At 69.0% G+C, this 15,016-nt stretch carries 17 protein-coding genes; 12 read left to right on the top strand and 5 right to left on the bottom strand.

Translation table 11 applies throughout. The features are described from left to right. Window positions 1-4: 4 nt before the first annotated feature. From AB0F77_RS28675 to catC, 9 genes are all read left to right on the top strand, one after another. Window positions 5-295, top strand: a complete 291-nt coding sequence (locus AB0F77_RS28675) for a DUF3703 domain-containing protein (RefSeq protein WP_361954559.1) — start codon at window positions 5-7, stop codon at window positions 293-295. Beyond that, on the top strand, window positions 292-1,125 hold the full coding sequence (locus AB0F77_RS28670) for an aldo/keto reductase (RefSeq protein ID WP_361954558.1): 834 nt from the start codon (window positions 292-294) through the stop codon (window positions 1,123-1,125). Before AB0F77_RS28675 ends, AB0F77_RS28670 begins: the two co-directional genes overlap by 4 nt. A 74-nt stretch (window positions 1,126-1,199) precedes the next feature. After that, window positions 1,200-1,793, top strand: coding sequence for a VOC family protein (locus tag AB0F77_RS28665; RefSeq protein ID WP_361954557.1), 594 nt, complete (start codon window positions 1,200-1,202; stop codon window positions 1,791-1,793). A gap of 41 nt (window positions 1,794-1,834) precedes the next feature. Beyond that, on the top strand, window positions 1,835-2,857 hold the full coding sequence (locus tag AB0F77_RS28660; RefSeq protein WP_361954556.1) for a histidine kinase: 1,023 nt from the start codon (window positions 1,835-1,837) through the stop codon (window positions 2,855-2,857). Next, window positions 2,851-3,345: a response regulator transcription factor gene (locus tag AB0F77_RS28655; RefSeq protein WP_361954555.1), complete on the top strand. Its 495-nt coding sequence runs from the start codon at window positions 2,851-2,853 to the stop codon at window positions 3,343-3,345. Before AB0F77_RS28660 ends, AB0F77_RS28655 begins: the two co-directional genes overlap by 7 nt. Window positions 3,346-3,503: 158 nt before the next feature. Further along, the gene (locus AB0F77_RS28650) at window positions 3,504-4,403 is read left to right on the top strand and encodes a LysR substrate-binding domain-containing protein (protein ID WP_361954554.1); all 900 of its coding nucleotides are present in this window, start codon (window positions 3,504-3,506) and stop codon (window positions 4,401-4,403) included. Further along, window positions 4,400-5,503: an enolase C-terminal domain-like protein gene (locus tag AB0F77_RS28645; RefSeq protein ID WP_361954553.1), complete on the top strand. Its 1,104-nt coding sequence runs from the start codon at window positions 4,400-4,402 to the stop codon at window positions 5,501-5,503. The genes AB0F77_RS28650 and AB0F77_RS28645 overlap by 4 nt, the downstream gene beginning before the upstream one ends. A 26-nt stretch (window positions 5,504-5,529) precedes the next feature. Next, entirely contained in the window at window positions 5,530-6,384 is an 855-nt protein-coding gene (gene catA, locus AB0F77_RS28640; protein WP_361954552.1) for a catechol 1,2-dioxygenase, read from the top strand. A 6-nt stretch (window positions 6,385-6,390) separates the two neighbouring features. After that, on the top strand, window positions 6,391-6,675 hold the full coding sequence (gene catC, locus AB0F77_RS28635; protein ID WP_361954551.1) for a muconolactone Delta-isomerase: 285 nt from the start codon (window positions 6,391-6,393) through the stop codon (window positions 6,673-6,675). 56 nt (window positions 6,676-6,731) lie between these two features. Here the strand turns inward: catC and AB0F77_RS28630 are convergent, their stop codons facing one another. The 3 genes from AB0F77_RS28630 to AB0F77_RS28620 all read right to left on the bottom strand — a co-directional run bounded on the left by AB0F77_RS28630 (window position 6,732) and on the right by AB0F77_RS28620 (window position 9,683). After that, on the bottom strand, window positions 6,732-7,787 hold the full coding sequence (locus AB0F77_RS28630; RefSeq protein WP_361954550.1) for a maleylacetate reductase: 1,056 nt from the start codon (window positions 7,785-7,787) through the stop codon (window positions 6,732-6,734). Window positions 7,788-7,971: 184 nt separating this feature from the next. Next, on the bottom strand, window positions 7,972-8,886 hold the full coding sequence (locus AB0F77_RS28625) for a dioxygenase (protein ID WP_361954549.1): 915 nt from the start codon (window positions 8,884-8,886) through the stop codon (window positions 7,972-7,974). A gap of 215 nt (window positions 8,887-9,101) precedes the next feature. Beyond that, entirely contained in the window at window positions 9,102-9,683 is a 582-nt protein-coding gene (locus tag AB0F77_RS28620) for a Rid family hydrolase (RefSeq protein WP_361954548.1), read from the bottom strand. Window positions 9,684-10,142: 459 nt separating this feature from the next. Between AB0F77_RS28620 and AB0F77_RS28615 the strand changes: the two genes are divergently transcribed. Together AB0F77_RS28615 and AB0F77_RS28610 are read left to right on the top strand one after the other, a co-directional pair. Next, a complete protein-coding gene (locus AB0F77_RS28615) occupies window positions 10,143-10,454 on the top strand; it encodes a helix-turn-helix domain-containing protein (RefSeq protein WP_361954547.1) in 312 nt (103 codons plus the stop codon). 100 nt (window positions 10,455-10,554) lie between these two features. Further along, complete coding sequence (locus AB0F77_RS28610; protein ID WP_361954546.1) at window positions 10,555-11,217, top strand: phospholipase; 663 nt, start codon at window positions 10,555-10,557, stop codon at window positions 11,215-11,217. On the opposite strand, the gene AB0F77_RS28605 is transcribed toward AB0F77_RS28610, so the two are convergent. Both AB0F77_RS28605 and AB0F77_RS28600 read right to left on the bottom strand, forming a co-directional pair. Continuing rightward, on the bottom strand, window positions 11,201-12,370 hold the full coding sequence (locus tag AB0F77_RS28605; protein ID WP_361954626.1) for an acyl-CoA dehydrogenase family protein: 1,170 nt from the start codon (window positions 12,368-12,370) through the stop codon (window positions 11,201-11,203). The genes AB0F77_RS28610 and AB0F77_RS28605 overlap by 17 nt on opposite strands. Before the next feature lie 92 nt (window positions 12,371-12,462). After that, the gene (locus AB0F77_RS28600) at window positions 12,463-13,326 is read right to left on the bottom strand and encodes a helix-turn-helix transcriptional regulator (RefSeq protein WP_361954545.1); all 864 of its coding nucleotides are present in this window, start codon (window positions 13,324-13,326) and stop codon (window positions 12,463-12,465) included. Between the two features lie 232 nt (window positions 13,327-13,558). Between AB0F77_RS28600 and AB0F77_RS28595 the strand changes: the two genes are divergently transcribed. After that, entirely contained in the window at window positions 13,559-15,016 is a 1,458-nt protein-coding gene (locus AB0F77_RS28595; protein WP_361954544.1) for an aldehyde dehydrogenase family protein, read from the top strand.

Here is a 15,016-nt window from a genome sequence, read left to right as displayed (position 1 = left end):
CACGATGAAGGAAGTCCCGCTCCCTCCGGACGCGTTCGGACGAGAGTTCGGACGAGAGATGGAAGCCGGGTGGTCCCTGGCCGCTGAGGGCCGCTGGGACGACGCCTACCGTCACTTCAGCAGGGCTCACGACCTGGGCCATGCCGCCAGGTCGCGCCACCTGGCGGCGCACCGTGCCGCCCTGCGCGCGGCGGTCGCGGCCGGCCGCTTCGGGCGGATCTGCTACCAGGGCTTCTTCCTGGGATTCGCGTGGCTCACCTCTCCCCCGGAAACCTCCCGACGAAGGATTTCATGAGCGACATCCAGGTCCCGACGGTCACCCTCGACAACGGGGTGACCATGCCGCAGATCGGCTTCGGTACGGCCCAACTGTCCGACGACCAAGCCGAGCAGGCGCTGGAGTCCGCATTTGACGTCGGCTACCGAAAGGTCGACACGGCCTCCGCCTACTCCAACGAACGTGGCATCGGCCGGGCGATCGCCGAATCCGGCCTGCCCCGACAAGAACTCTTCGTCACGACGAAGGTGTGGAACACCGAGCAGGGGCGTGTCAGGGCACGAGATGCCTTCGAGAAGAGCCTTGACCGGCTTGGCCTCGATCATGTGGACCTGTATCTGATCCATTGGCCGGCCCCGGCACGGGGATTGTTCGTGGAGACGTGGCAGGTCCTGGAAGAGCTGTACGCCGAGGGGCTGGTCCGCGCGATAGGCGTCTCCAACTTCCGCGTCCAGGACCTCGACGTCCTGCTCGAAAACGCTGACGTCCGCCCGACCGTGAACCAGGTCGAGCTGCACCCGTACGCTTCGCGTGCCGACCTGCGGTCCCACCACGCTCGCCTGGGTATGGTCACCGAAGCCTGGGCCCCGCTCCATCAGGGCGGCCTTCTGGACGATCCCGCCCTGACCGAGCTGGCGAACCGCAACGGACTCACCGTCGCGCAGCTTGTCCTCCGCTGGCACCTCCAGATCGGCAACTCCGTCATTCCCCGCTCACAGAATCCGGCACGGATGCGGGCCAACCTTGCCACGGGTGCGCTTCCTCCGCTTTCCGCCGGTGACCTGGAAATCATCAACCAGTCAGAACGCGGCCAGGCACTCTCCCCCGACCCGGCCGAATTCAACTGAACTCGGCGTTCATCGCACCTGCCTGTCAGTCCCGGAAAATCCGCAACGCGTCATCAAATGAAAGAGCAACGTCCGTGACAAAGCACTCCCGACGGCTCCCCACTCGCCGCGCGACGCTGGCAGTGGCCGTCTCCGCCGGCATCGCCGTCCTCATAGGCACCGCCAGCAGCGCGCTTGCCGACCCGTCTTCCTCTTCCGACAAGCAGGAAGCGACTACTACGGCACCACCCGCACCGAGTTCGAAGACCCCCTCGATCCAGTTCGCTCACGTCGCCATTTCCGTGAAGGACCTTGCCGGCCAGGAACGCTGGTACCGGAAGGCCTTCGGATTCAACCGGACAGTCGAACGTTTCGAACTGCCCGATCCGCATGTCCAGACCGCCGTCCTGGAGAACGGTGATGGATTGCGCATCGAGTTGATCGAACGGTCAGGCTCCGCTCGTGTCAGTTCCTATACCGACCCTCTGGATGCGGCACGCGAGCAGGGCTACAACCACTGGGCCATGAACGTGCGCAACCTTGACCGTACGTACGCGCAACTCATCAAAGTCGGTGCGACAGCTGTCTGGTCGCCCGCCGACGCCGTTGAGCCCGGGGCTCGTTTCGCCTACGTCAAGGATCCGGAGGGGAATCTGATCGAACTCATTCAGCCTCCGGCGAGTCGCTAGCGAAACGGATTCGGGGCGGGGTGCTGAGGACTCAGCGGCGTGTGAGTCGTGACCTGCTCGCCGGTGATACGCAGGTGGTATGGGCGGCCCGGCCCGGCGCGACGGAGGAACTGAGCATCGAGCAGTTGGTCGGCGACCGTACGGGAGTCCTGCGCGCGCTGCGGGTGCCGCCGCGCGCCGGGCTGACCGGCAAGGTGCACTGGTCGAGCCGGGCCGAGTGGGTCGACGACTACTTCGCCAGCGCCGACATCACGCACACCTTCGACCGGCACATCGCCGCCGAGGGTGTCCGCGGGCTCCTGGCCGTGCCCCTGGTCCGGAACGGCGAGTCGCTGGGCGTGCTGGCCGTCGGGCCCCGCCGGGAGGGGGTCTTCGGCGACCGCGAGGTCGAACGCGCCTCGGCGGTGGCCGCGCAGACCGCCCTCGCCCTGTCCATCGCCGAGCGGGCCCGCCTGACCCGGGAGATCGCCGTCCACGAGGAGCGACAGCGGCTCGCGGCCGACCTCCACGACAGTGTGGGCGCGCTGCTGTTCGCCATCGGGTCCGGCATGGCCGCCCTCGCCGACGCCGCGAGCGCGGACCCCGAGCTGTCGGCGCCGCTGAACCGGCTCCGGAGCCAGGCCGCGGACGCCACCACCGCCCTGCGCGAGTCCCTGCGCACGCTCCGCTCCTCCCCCGCCGCCCTGGCACTCGGCGTCGCCATGCAGGCCGACTGCGGTGCCTTCGCCGACCGCACCGGTATCCCGGCCGAACTCGTCATCCTGGACGACGAGCCTCCCGAACTGCCCACGTCCCGCTCGGAAGTGCTGCTGACGGCGGTGCGCGAGGCCCTGTTGAACGTCGAGAAACACGCCCGTGCGAGTGCCGTGACCGTGTGTGTCAGGCGCAGCGGCCGGCTGCTGACCGTCGCCGTGCACGACGACGGCACGGGGCTTGCACCGGACCATGAACCGGGCCTGGGGCTGTCCAAGACCGCCGAGGCTCTCGGCCGACTGGGCGGTACCGTCCGCGTCGTCTCCGACCCGGACGGCGGCACGATGTGGCGGGCGCAAGTGCCGTGCTGACGACCCGCCCCACGCGGATCGTCGTCGTGGACGATCATCCGGTCGTCCACGACGGCGTCGCGGCGCAGTTGAACGGGTACTCCGACCTGGCGGTCGTCGGCCACGCCGAAACCGGCACCGAGGCCGTCGAGTTGTGCGCGCGGGAACAGCCCGATGTCGTCCTGCTCGACCTCCGCCTTCCCGACTGCCTCGCCGCCGACGTCGTCCCGGCGGTGCACCGGGTCAGTCCTGGCAGCCGCGTCCTGCTCTTCACCGCCTTCCCTGAACACGCCGCCGTCGCACCGACGTTGGCCGCCGGAGCCGGTGGGCTGCTCGTCAAGAACTCCGGCGGCACGGCCGTGCGCGACGCGATCCGCAGCGTCGCGCGCACCGGTGCCTTCCGCGCCGACCGCACCACCCCGTCCGCGGCTCCCGTCACCGCGCGCAAGCTCGCCGCCCGCAACCGGGCCCAGCTGATCGCCAACGCCCGTACACACGGCTTGCTGTGACCGGTGGAGAGCCGATTCCCGACCTCTCCCGAGGGTTGATCCAGAGGTATTGATATCCACGGCATCTCAATACAATGGAATCAAGTATTTGTGGGCTATGGGGTCCGCTCTCTACGCTGAGGTGCACGAGAGGGCTCCACCAGGAAAGGGGCAGCCTGATGGAGCTCAGAACTCTGAGGTATTTCACGGCCGTTGCCGAAACACGTCATTTCGGGAAGGCCGCGGAACGCCTCCACATGGCTCAGCCCCCGCTCTCCCAGGCCATTCGCCGCCTGGAGACGGAACTGGGTGTAGACCTGTTCACCCGCACCACACGGCAGGTCGCCCTGACCGCCGCCGGCGAGGTCTTCCGGACCGACGTGGAGCGCATCCTCAAGGCCGTCGACGAGGCGGTGGCGAGGGTCGGGCGTTTCGCCTCGGGGCTGGAAGGGGTGCTCCGGATCGGCCTGACCGGCTCCGCCTCGTACCGCCAACTGCCCGCGCTCGCCCGGCTGCTCAAGCGCGAGATGCCTCACGTGATGATGGAGGTGCACACCGAGATGCTCACTCCCGCCCAGGAGCTCGGGCTGATCGAGCGCCGTCTCGACGTCGGTGTCCTGCGCCCGCCGGTCCGTCAGGAGGGCATCACCCACCGCGCACTCGCCGACGAACCACTGGTCGTCGCCGTACCCACGGAGCACTGGCTGGCCGAGGCCGACACCGTCCGCGTCGAGCAGCTGCGCCACGAGGACTTCGTCATGTACGGCGCCGCACTGGGCTCCGTCGTCAACGACGCCGTGGTCCGCAGCTGTCTCGCCGCCGGCTTCTACCCCCACCGCGCCTATGAGGTCACCGAGACCTCCGCCGCTCTTGCCCTGGTCGCCGCCGGGCTCGGCGTGGCCGTCCTGCCCGACTCCATCAGATCCGCGCCCCGCGAGGGCGTGGTGTGCAAGGACATCGAGGACGCGCTGTCCGTCCCGCTGGCCCTGGCGTGGCGTACGGAGGACGACTCGCCCCTGGTGCACAGCCTTCTGGAGGTACTGGAGCGCAATGACGCGTTCCTCGGAGGAGTGGCATGAAAATCACCCGGGTGGAGGCTGTCCCCTTCGCCATTCCCTATGCGAAACCGCTGAGATTCGCCAGCGGTGAGGTGCACACCGCCGACCACGTACTCGTCCGGGTGCACACGGACGACGGACTCGTCGGCACTGCGGAGGCCCCGCCGCGGCCGTACACCTACGGCGAGACCCAGGAGTCGATCATCGCGGTGATCGACAAGATCTTCGCTCCCCAGATCCTGGGTCTCACCGCCCTGGAGCGGGAGGCCGTGCACACGCGACTGGACCGCACCGTGGGTAACCCGGCCGCCAAGGCGGCGATCGACATGGCCCTGTGGGACGTTCTCGGCCAGGCCGCCGGAATGCCGGTGTCCGGACTGCTCGGCGGCTACACCGACCGGATGCGAGTGAGCCACATGGTGGGCTTCGCTCCCGCCCCCGAGATGGTGGCCGAGGCCGAGCGGATCCGGGACACCTACGGCATCACCACCTTCAAGGTGAAGGTGGGCCGGCAGCCGTACCGCGAGGACGTGGCCTGCTGCCGCGCGCTACGCGAGGCGTTGGGCCGCGACATCGAGCTGTACATCGACGGCAACCGCGGCTGGACGGCGTCCGAGTCGGCCCGCGCCCTTCGCGAGATGGCCGACCTCGGCCTGACCTTCGCCGAGGAACTGTGCCCCGCCGACGACGTACTCGGCCGCCGCTGGCTGGTCGCGCGGAGCCCGGTCCCCTTCATCGCGGACGAAAGCGCCACCCGGGCCGGCGAGGTGACCCGCGAGCTCCTCGGCGGCTCCGCCACGGCGATCAGCATCAAGACCGCCCGCACGGGTTTCACCGCCTCGCAGCGTGTGCTGCACGAGTGCGAGGGACTCGGCGTGGAAGTGGTCATGGGCAACCAGATCGACGGTCAGATCGGCACGCTGTGCTCGGTCGCCTTCGGCGCCGCCCACCGCTCCACCGCCCGGCACGCGGGCGAACTGTCCAACTTCCTGGACATGACCGACGACCTCCTCACCGAGCCGCTCACCATCGAGCACGGAGCCCTCCGCGTCCGTGAGGGCGCGGGGCTCGGCATCGACATCGACCCCGACAAGCTGGCCCGCTACCGCCAGGACCGCTGACCCTTTCGAAGAAGAACGGGACGACCATGACCGACATCATCACCGACCAGGCCACCGCCGCCGCCTCCGGAGCGGCCGCCACCGAGCAGTTCCGCGCCAAGCGGCGAGCGGATGCCACCGACGCCGACACCGCGCGTGTCGACACGCTCGTCACCGATCTCCTCACCGCCGCCCACGACGTCATCCGCCGTCACAAGGTGACGTACGCCGAGTACGACGCGCTCAAGTCCTGGCTGATCCAGGTCGGCGAGGACGGCGAGTGGCCGCTCTTCCTCGACGTCTGGCTGGAGCACGTCGTCGAGGAGGTCGCCAACGAGAACAGGCCGGGCAGCAAGGGCACCATCGAGGGGCCCTACTACGTCCCCGGCGCCCCGCGCCTGCTCGCCGAGACCGCACTGCCCATGCGCGAGGGCGAGGCGGGCATCCCACTGCTCTTCCAGGGCCAGGTACGGTCCGTGGACGGCAGCCCGCTGTCCGGCGCCACCGTGGAGATCTGGCACGCCGACGACGACGGTTACTACTCGCAGTTCGCCCCGGGCCTGCCCGAGTGGAACCTGCGCGGCACCGTCATCGCCGACGAGCAGGGCCACTTCACGATCCACACGGTCGAGCCGGCGCCGTACCAGATTCCCACGGACGGCTCATGCGGCAGGTTGATCACCGCCGCCGGATGGCACGCCTGGCGCCCCGCCCACCTCCACCTGAAGGTGTCGGCACCGGGCCACCGGCTCATCACCACCCAGCTGTACTTCAAGGGCGGCGAGCACGTCTCCGACGACATCGCCTCGGCCGTCAAGCCCGAGCTCGTCCTGGACCCCGTCCCGGTCGCGGACGGCTCCGGCCGTGAGGTCACCTACGACTTCGTGCTCGACAAGGCGTGATGGACCGTGTTGTTCGCCGTACGCATGGAGGTCGACATCCCGCGCGACCTCGACCGTGAGGTCCGCTCGGACCTGGTCGCCCGCGAAAAGGCCTACTGCCAGGACCTGCAGAAGTCCGGTGAGTGGGTGCACATCTGGCGGTGCGTCGGCCGCCACGCCAACATCAGCGTCTTCGACGTCGCCGACAACGAGGCGCTCCACCGCATCCTGTGGAACCTGCCCCTGTTCCCCTACATGAGCGTCGAGGTCACCCCGCTGGCCCGGCATCCCTCGGACCTGGCGACCTCGTAACGGACGACGAGCGCGGGGTGCACGGGGACCGCGCGCCTTGCCGGTGGTGCGTCCGGCTACCAGGCATTCTCCAGCAACCCGAGGAGCGCCCCCGCTTCAAGTGGGCGCGGGTTGGGGTAGGGCTCGGCCGCGATGCGTTCCGCGATCGTGCGCAGACTGGCGCGTGGTACTCCCAGCGCGCGGAGCGTCGTCGGGCCGTCGTGGCCGCGGGCCAGGTCGGCCACCGCTGCCACCGGGTCTCCTCCGGTGATGCGGCGGAGGCGGGCGGCGGCCTTCGGTGCGGAGGGGAGGTTGAAGGCCAGGACGTGCGCCAGGAGCAGGGCGTGGAGTTCCGCGTGCGGCAGGTCGAACGTGCCGCCGAGGGCGTGCGCGAGCTGGTGGTGCAGACCCATGCGGATCCCGGCCAGGCACAGGCCCGCGAGCCAGGCGGACTCCTGGAGCCGTGCGCGTCCGGGTAGTGCCCTCGGGTCGGCCAGCACCGCCGGAAGCGCTGTGAGGATGCCCTCGGCCGCCTCGGTGGCCAGGGCGTCGGTGGCGGCGGTGGCGTCCGGTGCCCACAGCGCCTCGATCGCGTGGGCCAGGGCGTTCAGGGCGCTGGTACGGGTCAGACCCGGTGGCATGGTGAGGGTCAGGTCGGGATCGTAGACGACCGTGCCCGGCGCGATGGCCGGGTCGCGGCGGGTCGTCTTCACGCTGTCGCGGGTCTCGCCCAGGACCGGCGTCACCTCGGAACCGGCGTACGTCGTCGGTACGGCGATCTGCGGCAGCCCCGTTCGCACCGACAGCGCCTTGGCCAGGCCGACGGCCGAGCCGCCGCCGAGCGCCACCACACTGTCGGCGTCCCTCTCCCGCAGGGTCCGCAGCGCCTCCTCGGTGACCGTGACCGGCGTGTGCGCGACCGGCCGGTCGAAGCACGCGGTCAGGCGGGGACCGAGGGCCGCGGCGAGTTCGTCGGCCGCGGGCCGCGCCGACCGGGTCGCGACGAGCAACACCCGCCGCGAGCCCAGCCGTTCGGTCTCCGCTGGGATCGCGTGGCGTGCCCCGGGGCCCAACAGCACCCGCGTGGGCAGGGTTTCGTGCACGGTCACGTGCCCGGTGGCGGGCTCGGTCATGGTCAGCACCTTCGGTGGGTCGGTTGACGGATGCCTCCCGCATCGGATCGGCTGCGTGCCGGATGCCGGTGCGGCTTCGAGCGGTGAGGGAGAGCGCCAGTGTGGGGCCGGCGGCGAAGCCCGAGAACTCGCAGTGCCTGGGCACCGGTCGCGCCCTCGGGCAGGGCGACGGCGTCGAATGCGGTCACGGCCGGGTGTCGCGCCGGACGGTGACGGGGAAGTCGACGTGGCGGAAGGGGCTCGGAAGCCCGTGCCGGGCCGCGAGGGCCGGGTCGTCGACCGTGGCGAACGTGCGGATCAGGCTCTCCTTCACCCCGAACACCGCGTCGGAGTCGAGGTACGGCGATCCCTCGACGAAGAGGTGTGTGGTGAGGGTGCGGATGCCGGGTGCGGAGACCTCGACGTGGATGTGGGCGGCGCGGTTGGGGTGGCGTGCGGTGGCCGTCAGCAGGTCGCCGACCGGTCCGTCCGTGGGAATGGGGTAGTGGCGGGGCACGATGGTCCGGAACCGGAAACGGCCGTCGTCGTCGGTGGTGAACAGCCCGCGCAGATTACGGTCCGGGACCTCGCCGGGCCGCTGAACGTCGTAGTAGCCGTCCGCGTCGGCCTGCCACACATCGACGCTGGCCCCCGCGACCGGGGTACCGTCGATGTCCGTGACCCGGCCGGTGACCAGGCACGGCTCGCCACCCCGCCCGGCCTCGTCGATGCTGTCACCGAGCGCGCGCGACGGCGAGTCCACCATATGGAAGGGGCCTTCCACGGTTGATTCGGTGAACTGCCCGTCCGCAGGGTTGTTGAGCGTTTCGACCAGCATCGACACACCCAGGACGTCGGAGAGCAGGATGAACTCCTGCCGTATGTCGTCGCACTTGTGGCCGGTCTCGGTCAGGAAGCGGATTCCGGCCGTCCATTCCTCGACGGTGAGCCCAACGTCCTTGACGAAGTCGTGGGCGTGCCGCACCAGGGAGGTGAGGACCTCCTTCAGACGGTCGTCGGGCGTGCGGGCGAAGCTGGCGGCGACGATCTCCGCGGAGCGTTCCGCTTCGAAGGGGCCGGAAGAAGGGCCCGTCGTCACGTCGTTGGTGTGATCGGTCATGCCGTCCGTCTTCCCGGTCGGCCGCGGCACGCGGGTGCCTGGCCGGCCTGATGGTGAGGGTCGCGGGGTGCCTGTGCGGCTGCCGCCCGCCGACGTGGTGCGCTTCAGCCGGGTCCCATCAGTGGGCCGACAGCCCGGCGAAGTCACCCCGAGGGTGGCTTCCCCGGGGTGACTTTCCACTTGCCCAGGCGCGTTGGACTCTGGGGGTTTCCCTGTCAGGTGTACAGCACCGCGGTGCCTTCGATCTCCATCAGTGCTTCGGGGAACCAGAGCCGGTTGACGCCGATGACGGCCTGCGCCGGGTAGTCGGGTCCGACCAGTCGTCGCCATACGGCCTGGATCTCGTCGTAGTGGGCCTGGAACGCCGGCAGGTCCGTGACGTACGCCGTCAGCCTGACCAGGTGCTTGGGCCGGCCCCCGGCGTCTCGCACGACGGCGAGCAGATTGCGCAGGGCTCGTTCGTACTGGGCCACGACACCGACCGCCCAGCTGCCGTCGGGATTCTGTCCGACCTGACCGGCCAGCAGCACCGTCCGCTCGGCCCGGACCGAGATGCCGTGCGAGTAGCCGAGCGGCGCGGGGATGTCGGCCGGATTGATCACCTGGTAGGAAGGCCGGGAGGCATCAACCTTGCCGGTCTTGTCGGACGTCGCCGCGACGGCGACACCGGACGTCACCGCGACACCGGTTACGGCCGCGGCCACGCCCATGACCCCGGCGAGCATCGGCCGTCGCCCGATCGGGCCGCGCTCGGACTCGGTGGAGAGGCGGTGCGCGGCAGCGTTCTGTTCACTCATGGTCCACTCCGATTCGAGTTGCGGTGCCAGGAGGCACCAGTTGATGAAGAGCACTGCGGAATGGTTGGTGGCTGTACGCGGTCGGTGCCGCGGGGATGCGAGAGCACCTGGGCGGGGCGACGCGGGCCGGTCGTCGGCCGTGTCGCACGCCGGGGCCTGTCCCGGACTCGGGCCAGGCGCATCTGCGCGCAGAACGACCCGGTGACAGCGGTCGGTTCGTTCTTCGCGACAGTCCCCTCCGGTCGTACAGTCGGCTCCCATGGGCAGGTCTTTGAACTCTCAACGACAATCTCGGTATCTCAGAGAAACCGCAACCCCCAAGGGAGTGAAGTGTTTCTGATCACATAAACACCTGACATGGGGTAACGTTGCGGCATGGCAGCACGCGAGACACGGCAGGACCCTGAGTCGTTCGACGTGTTCGCGCGAACCTGTTCCTCTCGGCCGACACTGGAACACGTGACCGGGCGCTGGGGCAGCCTGATCCTCGGCGCGCTCCAGCCAGGACCGCTGCGGTTCAACGAGTTGCGGCGCCGCGTGGACGGCATCAGCCAGAAGATCCTCGGGCAGGTCCTGCAGACACTGGAGCGCGACGGCTTCGTCGACCGGAAGCTGCTCAGCACCTTCCCGCTGCACGTCGAGTACTCGCTCACCCCACTCGGGCGGTCGGTCGCGGATCAACTGGTCACACTGTTCAGGCACATCGAGTCACAGATGCCGGCCGTCCTCATGGCCCAGCTCAGTTACGACGAGCGCACCACACGACCGTGAGCCTGCCCCACCCCCACGACCTTCGGTCCCGCCGAAGTCGCTGATCGACATCCATCCCCATCGTGATGCTCGACCCACACCGCAACGCTGGAGGTGCGACATGAGCCAGTTCGATCCACCCGTCGTCATGACCCGTGGAGCTGCGGACGGACCACTGGTGGTGCTGCTCCACGGCCGCGGTTCACGCGAAAGCGAGATCATCGGGCTCACCGAAGCCCTGCCGTCCGGGTTGTCGTACGCGGCAGTGCGTGCGCCGATCGCCGAACAGAACGGGTTCGCCTGGTTCGCCAACCGCGGTATCGGCCGTCCGGTTCCGGAGTCGTTGCGCGCGACCATCGACTGGTTCCGGAACTGGCTCGACCGAGCGGCGCCGCACGACCGTCCGGTGATCCTCGTCGGCTTCAGTGGCGGAGCCGCTTTCGCGGGAGGCTTGCTGTTGGACGACCCGGCCCGGTTCGCCGGCGCGGCGATTCTGTACGGCACGCTGCCCTTCGACGCGGGACTCCCGACGGACACGGCGCGGCTGGCCGGCGTCCCCGTCTTCGTCGCGCAGGGCGTGTACGACCACGTCATTCCACGCGAGCTGTTGGACAGGACCTGGCACTACCTGACCGTCCAGTCGGAAGCGCCGACCATGGCCAGACGCGATCCGGTGGGACACGGTATCGCCACCGAAGCGCTGGCCGCCCTCGGAGACTGGCTGCAAGAGACCCTGCCGCTGCGGGACGCCGACCGTGCCGGTCCGGTCAGATCATCGGAGTGACCTGTTCGTTGATGCCGAGCAGTGTCTTGCCCAGCACCTCGTACCCCACGGACGCGTTGAGTCCCGCGTGCCGGGCGCCGGTGTTGGCATCACGCCAGTACTGCTGGAGCAGATTGGACTCCTCGAACGTGGCGGAGCCGTGCACGTTGATGAGAATGTGGAGAGCCTCCAGCACCTGCTGTGCGATGTAGCCGTACTGGGCCCGGTATTCGGCGCGGGTGGCGAAGTCGACCTCCGTGCCCTGTGCGTTCGCCGCGTCGACCTCGTCGGCGATGGCATAGGCGTGCAGACGCGAGGTCTTGAGCTTCAACGCGGCTTCCGCGACCTGTATCTGATTGCCCACCGAGTCGCTCTGCCGCGCGAAGAACGTGTGGTGCATCCCCTTGGACGGTGCCTTGCCCACCACGAGATCGAGTGCGGCACGCCCGATACCGAGCAACGGCCCGAGCAGCGGAAGGCCGGCCAGTGGCCCGACCGGCAGCCGATACATCGCCTCCTGAGTGGGAATCGGCCATGTACCCAGGGTCATCCGTCCCATGGAGACGATCCTGTGGTCGGGTACGAACACATCGTCGGCGATCCAGGTGTCGCTGCCGGTTCCGCGCATTCCGACGGTTCGCCACGTCTGCTCAAGCTTCATCTCCGACGCCGGAAGCAGGCACAGCACCGCGTCGACCGCGCCTTCTTCATCGGTCACGAGGGCACCGGCCGAGGCCCAGGTGGCGTGGTTGGCACCCGAGGAGTAGGGCCAGCGCCCGCTCACGCGATAGCCGCCTTCGACCCGTCGGGCCGGGGCGGGGGCGCTGCCTCCAGCGACCCGGGCATCGGCGTCCGCGCCGAACAGGTCGTGCTGCGCCTGCTCGGACGCCAGTCCGGCCATCCAGCTCGCGACGGAGGCGACGCCCACCAGCCAGGCCACGGAGCCGTCGCCCTGACCGAGCGTCTCGGTGACTTCGAGGACCGTTCGCAGATCCGCCTCGTGACCACCGGAGCGCCTGGGCACGAGCATCCGGAACAGGCCGGCCTCCACCAGGGCGGTGTTCACCTCGTCGACCAGTCGGCGATCCACCTCGGATCCCGCCGTGTGCTCACGCAGCAAGGGCTTCAGTTCCTCTGCCTTCGCGACGAGTTGTCCGTCCGTCCGGCCGAACAGATCGGCACGCGTTCCACAACGAGCAGAACAGCTCGGGGAACGAACCACCCGCTCACATCTCTTCAACGGAGTTGATCGCCGCAGAGTTCACATCACAACGCCGATGCGCCATGACCGCATTGTTCAGCCGCCCGGAGTGAGCGGAGTGCCTTCTCCGTTCGCGAGCCTGCCTCGGCGGCATAGATGTTCATGTACACATCCGGGTCGTCCGGGAAGGTGACGCTCTCGCACTGGAAGGTCAGTTCACCTACTGCGGGGTGCCGAATGCGTTTGACGAGGTGTCCCGGGTCGAGCACGTCGTGATGTGACCACCAGTGTCGAAAGTCGGCGTCGCGGGCGGAAAGCTCGGCCACCAGTTGCCCGAGAAGTGGATCTCCCCTGTGCCGCCCGCTGTGGCGTCGAAGTGCCGCGACGGTGTCGGCCGCCATCTCGCGCCATTCCACGATGCGTTCGCGTGCGAGCGGATCGAGGAATAGGAAGCGGGCGAAGTTGCGCTCGGACGGTGGAATTCGCTCGAAGTCCGTCAACACCGTTCGCGCCAGGGCATTGCACGCAAGCACGTCCAGCCGTCTGCCCACGACCACGACCGGAACGTGGTCCAGGGTGTGCACAAGCGTCATCAACCCCGCCCTGAGGGGCTGTTGTCCGGCCGGGGGCGGCGCGTCATCGATGGTCGGCGCTCGACTCGCCAACTCGAACAGATGAGTACGTTCCGTGGTGTTCAGCCGCAGCGCGGAGGCCACGGCGCCCAGCACCGCTTCCGAAACGTTCAGGTCGCGGCCCTGCTCAAGGCGTCCGTAGTAGTCGGCGCTCACCCCGGCGAGGTGTGCCACCTCTTCCCGTCGTAGACCCGGCACCCGCCGAGGCCCCCCGTGCGGCTTGAAGCCGGCCTCCTCCGGAGTGAGGCGGGCGCGGCGCGATCGGAGGAATTCCCCCAGGGCCACGTTGTGTTGCATGCCCGCATTCTAGAACAGCCCCTCGGGACCTCCGCGTTCGAACCTGGGACTGGCAGACCCAGGTTCGTTCAACCGACTTCGAGCGGGGTACCGCTCATGGCTTCGGAGATCGCGGAGTGAGTGGTTGAGTGGGATCACGTCAGCGGTTTTCGCGACGCCGGCCCGGCGGCTTCGATCCGCACATCCCGGCACATGCCGCCCCGTATTCATCCCACCTGGAGGAAATAACGCCATGACTGTGTCCCACACCGAGAATTCCGTCGTCGAGCGTGGCCTGTTCATCGGCGGTACGTGGAGAAACGCTTCGGACGGCGGCCATGTCACGGTCCACAGTCCCGTGGACGGCAGGGTGGTCGGACGGGCCGCCACGGCCACTCCTGGCGATGTGGCGGACGCCGTCGCCGCTGCCCGGGGCGCCTTCGATCGAGGACCGTGGCCCCTCCTCTCGCACGCCGAACGCGGGGAGTACCTGCTCAGGCTGGCCGCGGAACTGGACCGTGACGTCGAGACGGCCGCGCACACCGTCCTCGGCGAGACCGGGCTGTCCATACACATGGCCCGCAACAACGCGGAGGCGCTCTCCGAGTTGCTGAGGCATTACGTCGACACCACCCCGTCCTCGGCCCTGGTCGAGGAGCGCGAGGGCACCTCGGGTGTGCGAGCCCTGGTGGAGAAGGTGCCCGTGGGTGTGGTGGCCGCGATCGTGCCGTGGAACGCGCCGTTGCGACTGGCGGCCTTCAAGGTCGCTCCGGCCCTGCTGGCGGGTTGCACCCTCGTCCTCAAGCCGTCGCCCGAGACCCCGTTGAGCATCCACTTCCTGGCCGACGCCGCCGTCCGCGCCGGCATCCCGGACGGAGTCATCAACATCGTCGCGGCCGACGTCGAGGCGTCCCGGGCCCTCGTCGAGCACCCCGACGTGGACAAGATCTCCTTCACCGGCAGTACGGCCGTCGGCAGGAGCATCGCCGCATCGGCGGCCGGGACCTTCAAGCGCGTCACTCTGGAACTCGGTGGCAAGTCCGCGGTCGTGGTCCTGGACGACGCCCCGCTGGACCGCGTCGTCCAGGACATCGCGTCGTTCCTGCCGCTGAACAACGGCGCCATCTGCGCCATGCCCAGCCGTCTCCTCGTCAGCGAACGGCGCAAGGACGAGGTCGTCTCCGCTCTCGTCGAGGCGCTGGAGAAGACGGTCGTCGGTGACCCCGCGGACCCGGACACCCAGCTCGGCCCGATGATCAACCGGCGTCACTACGAGCGTGTCCTGGGCTACATCGACGCCGCACGTGCCGAGGGAGGCCATGTCGTCACCGTCGGCTCGCACCCCGAAGGGGATACGTACGGCGCCTACGTCCGCCCGACGGTCATCACCGACGTCTCCGCCGACTCGGCCGTCGCCCAGGAGGAGATCTTCGCCCCCGTGCTGACCGTGCTGGTCTACCGCGACGAGGACCACGCCGTGGACATCGCGAACCGTTCCGTCTTCGGGCTGTCCGGAGCCGTCTACGGAACGGACCCCGAACGTGCCCTGTCGGTGGCCCGCCGCATCCGCACGGGAACGGTGAACATCAACCACCCGCTGCGATTCGACCCGGCCGTGCCCTGCGGCGGCTTCAAGGCATCCGGGTACGGACGCGAACTGGGCCCGGAAGGACTCCACGCGTACCTGGAGACCCGGTCCGTCTTCCTGTGA

The sequence above is a fragment of the Streptomyces sp. NPDC026672 genome, assembly GCF_040638185.1.
Classification (GTDB): Bacteria; Actinomycetota; Actinomycetes; order Streptomycetales; family Streptomycetaceae; genus Streptomyces.
Note: the sequence above shows the minus strand (reverse complement) of the source record. Positions and strands in the feature narration are given on the sequence as shown.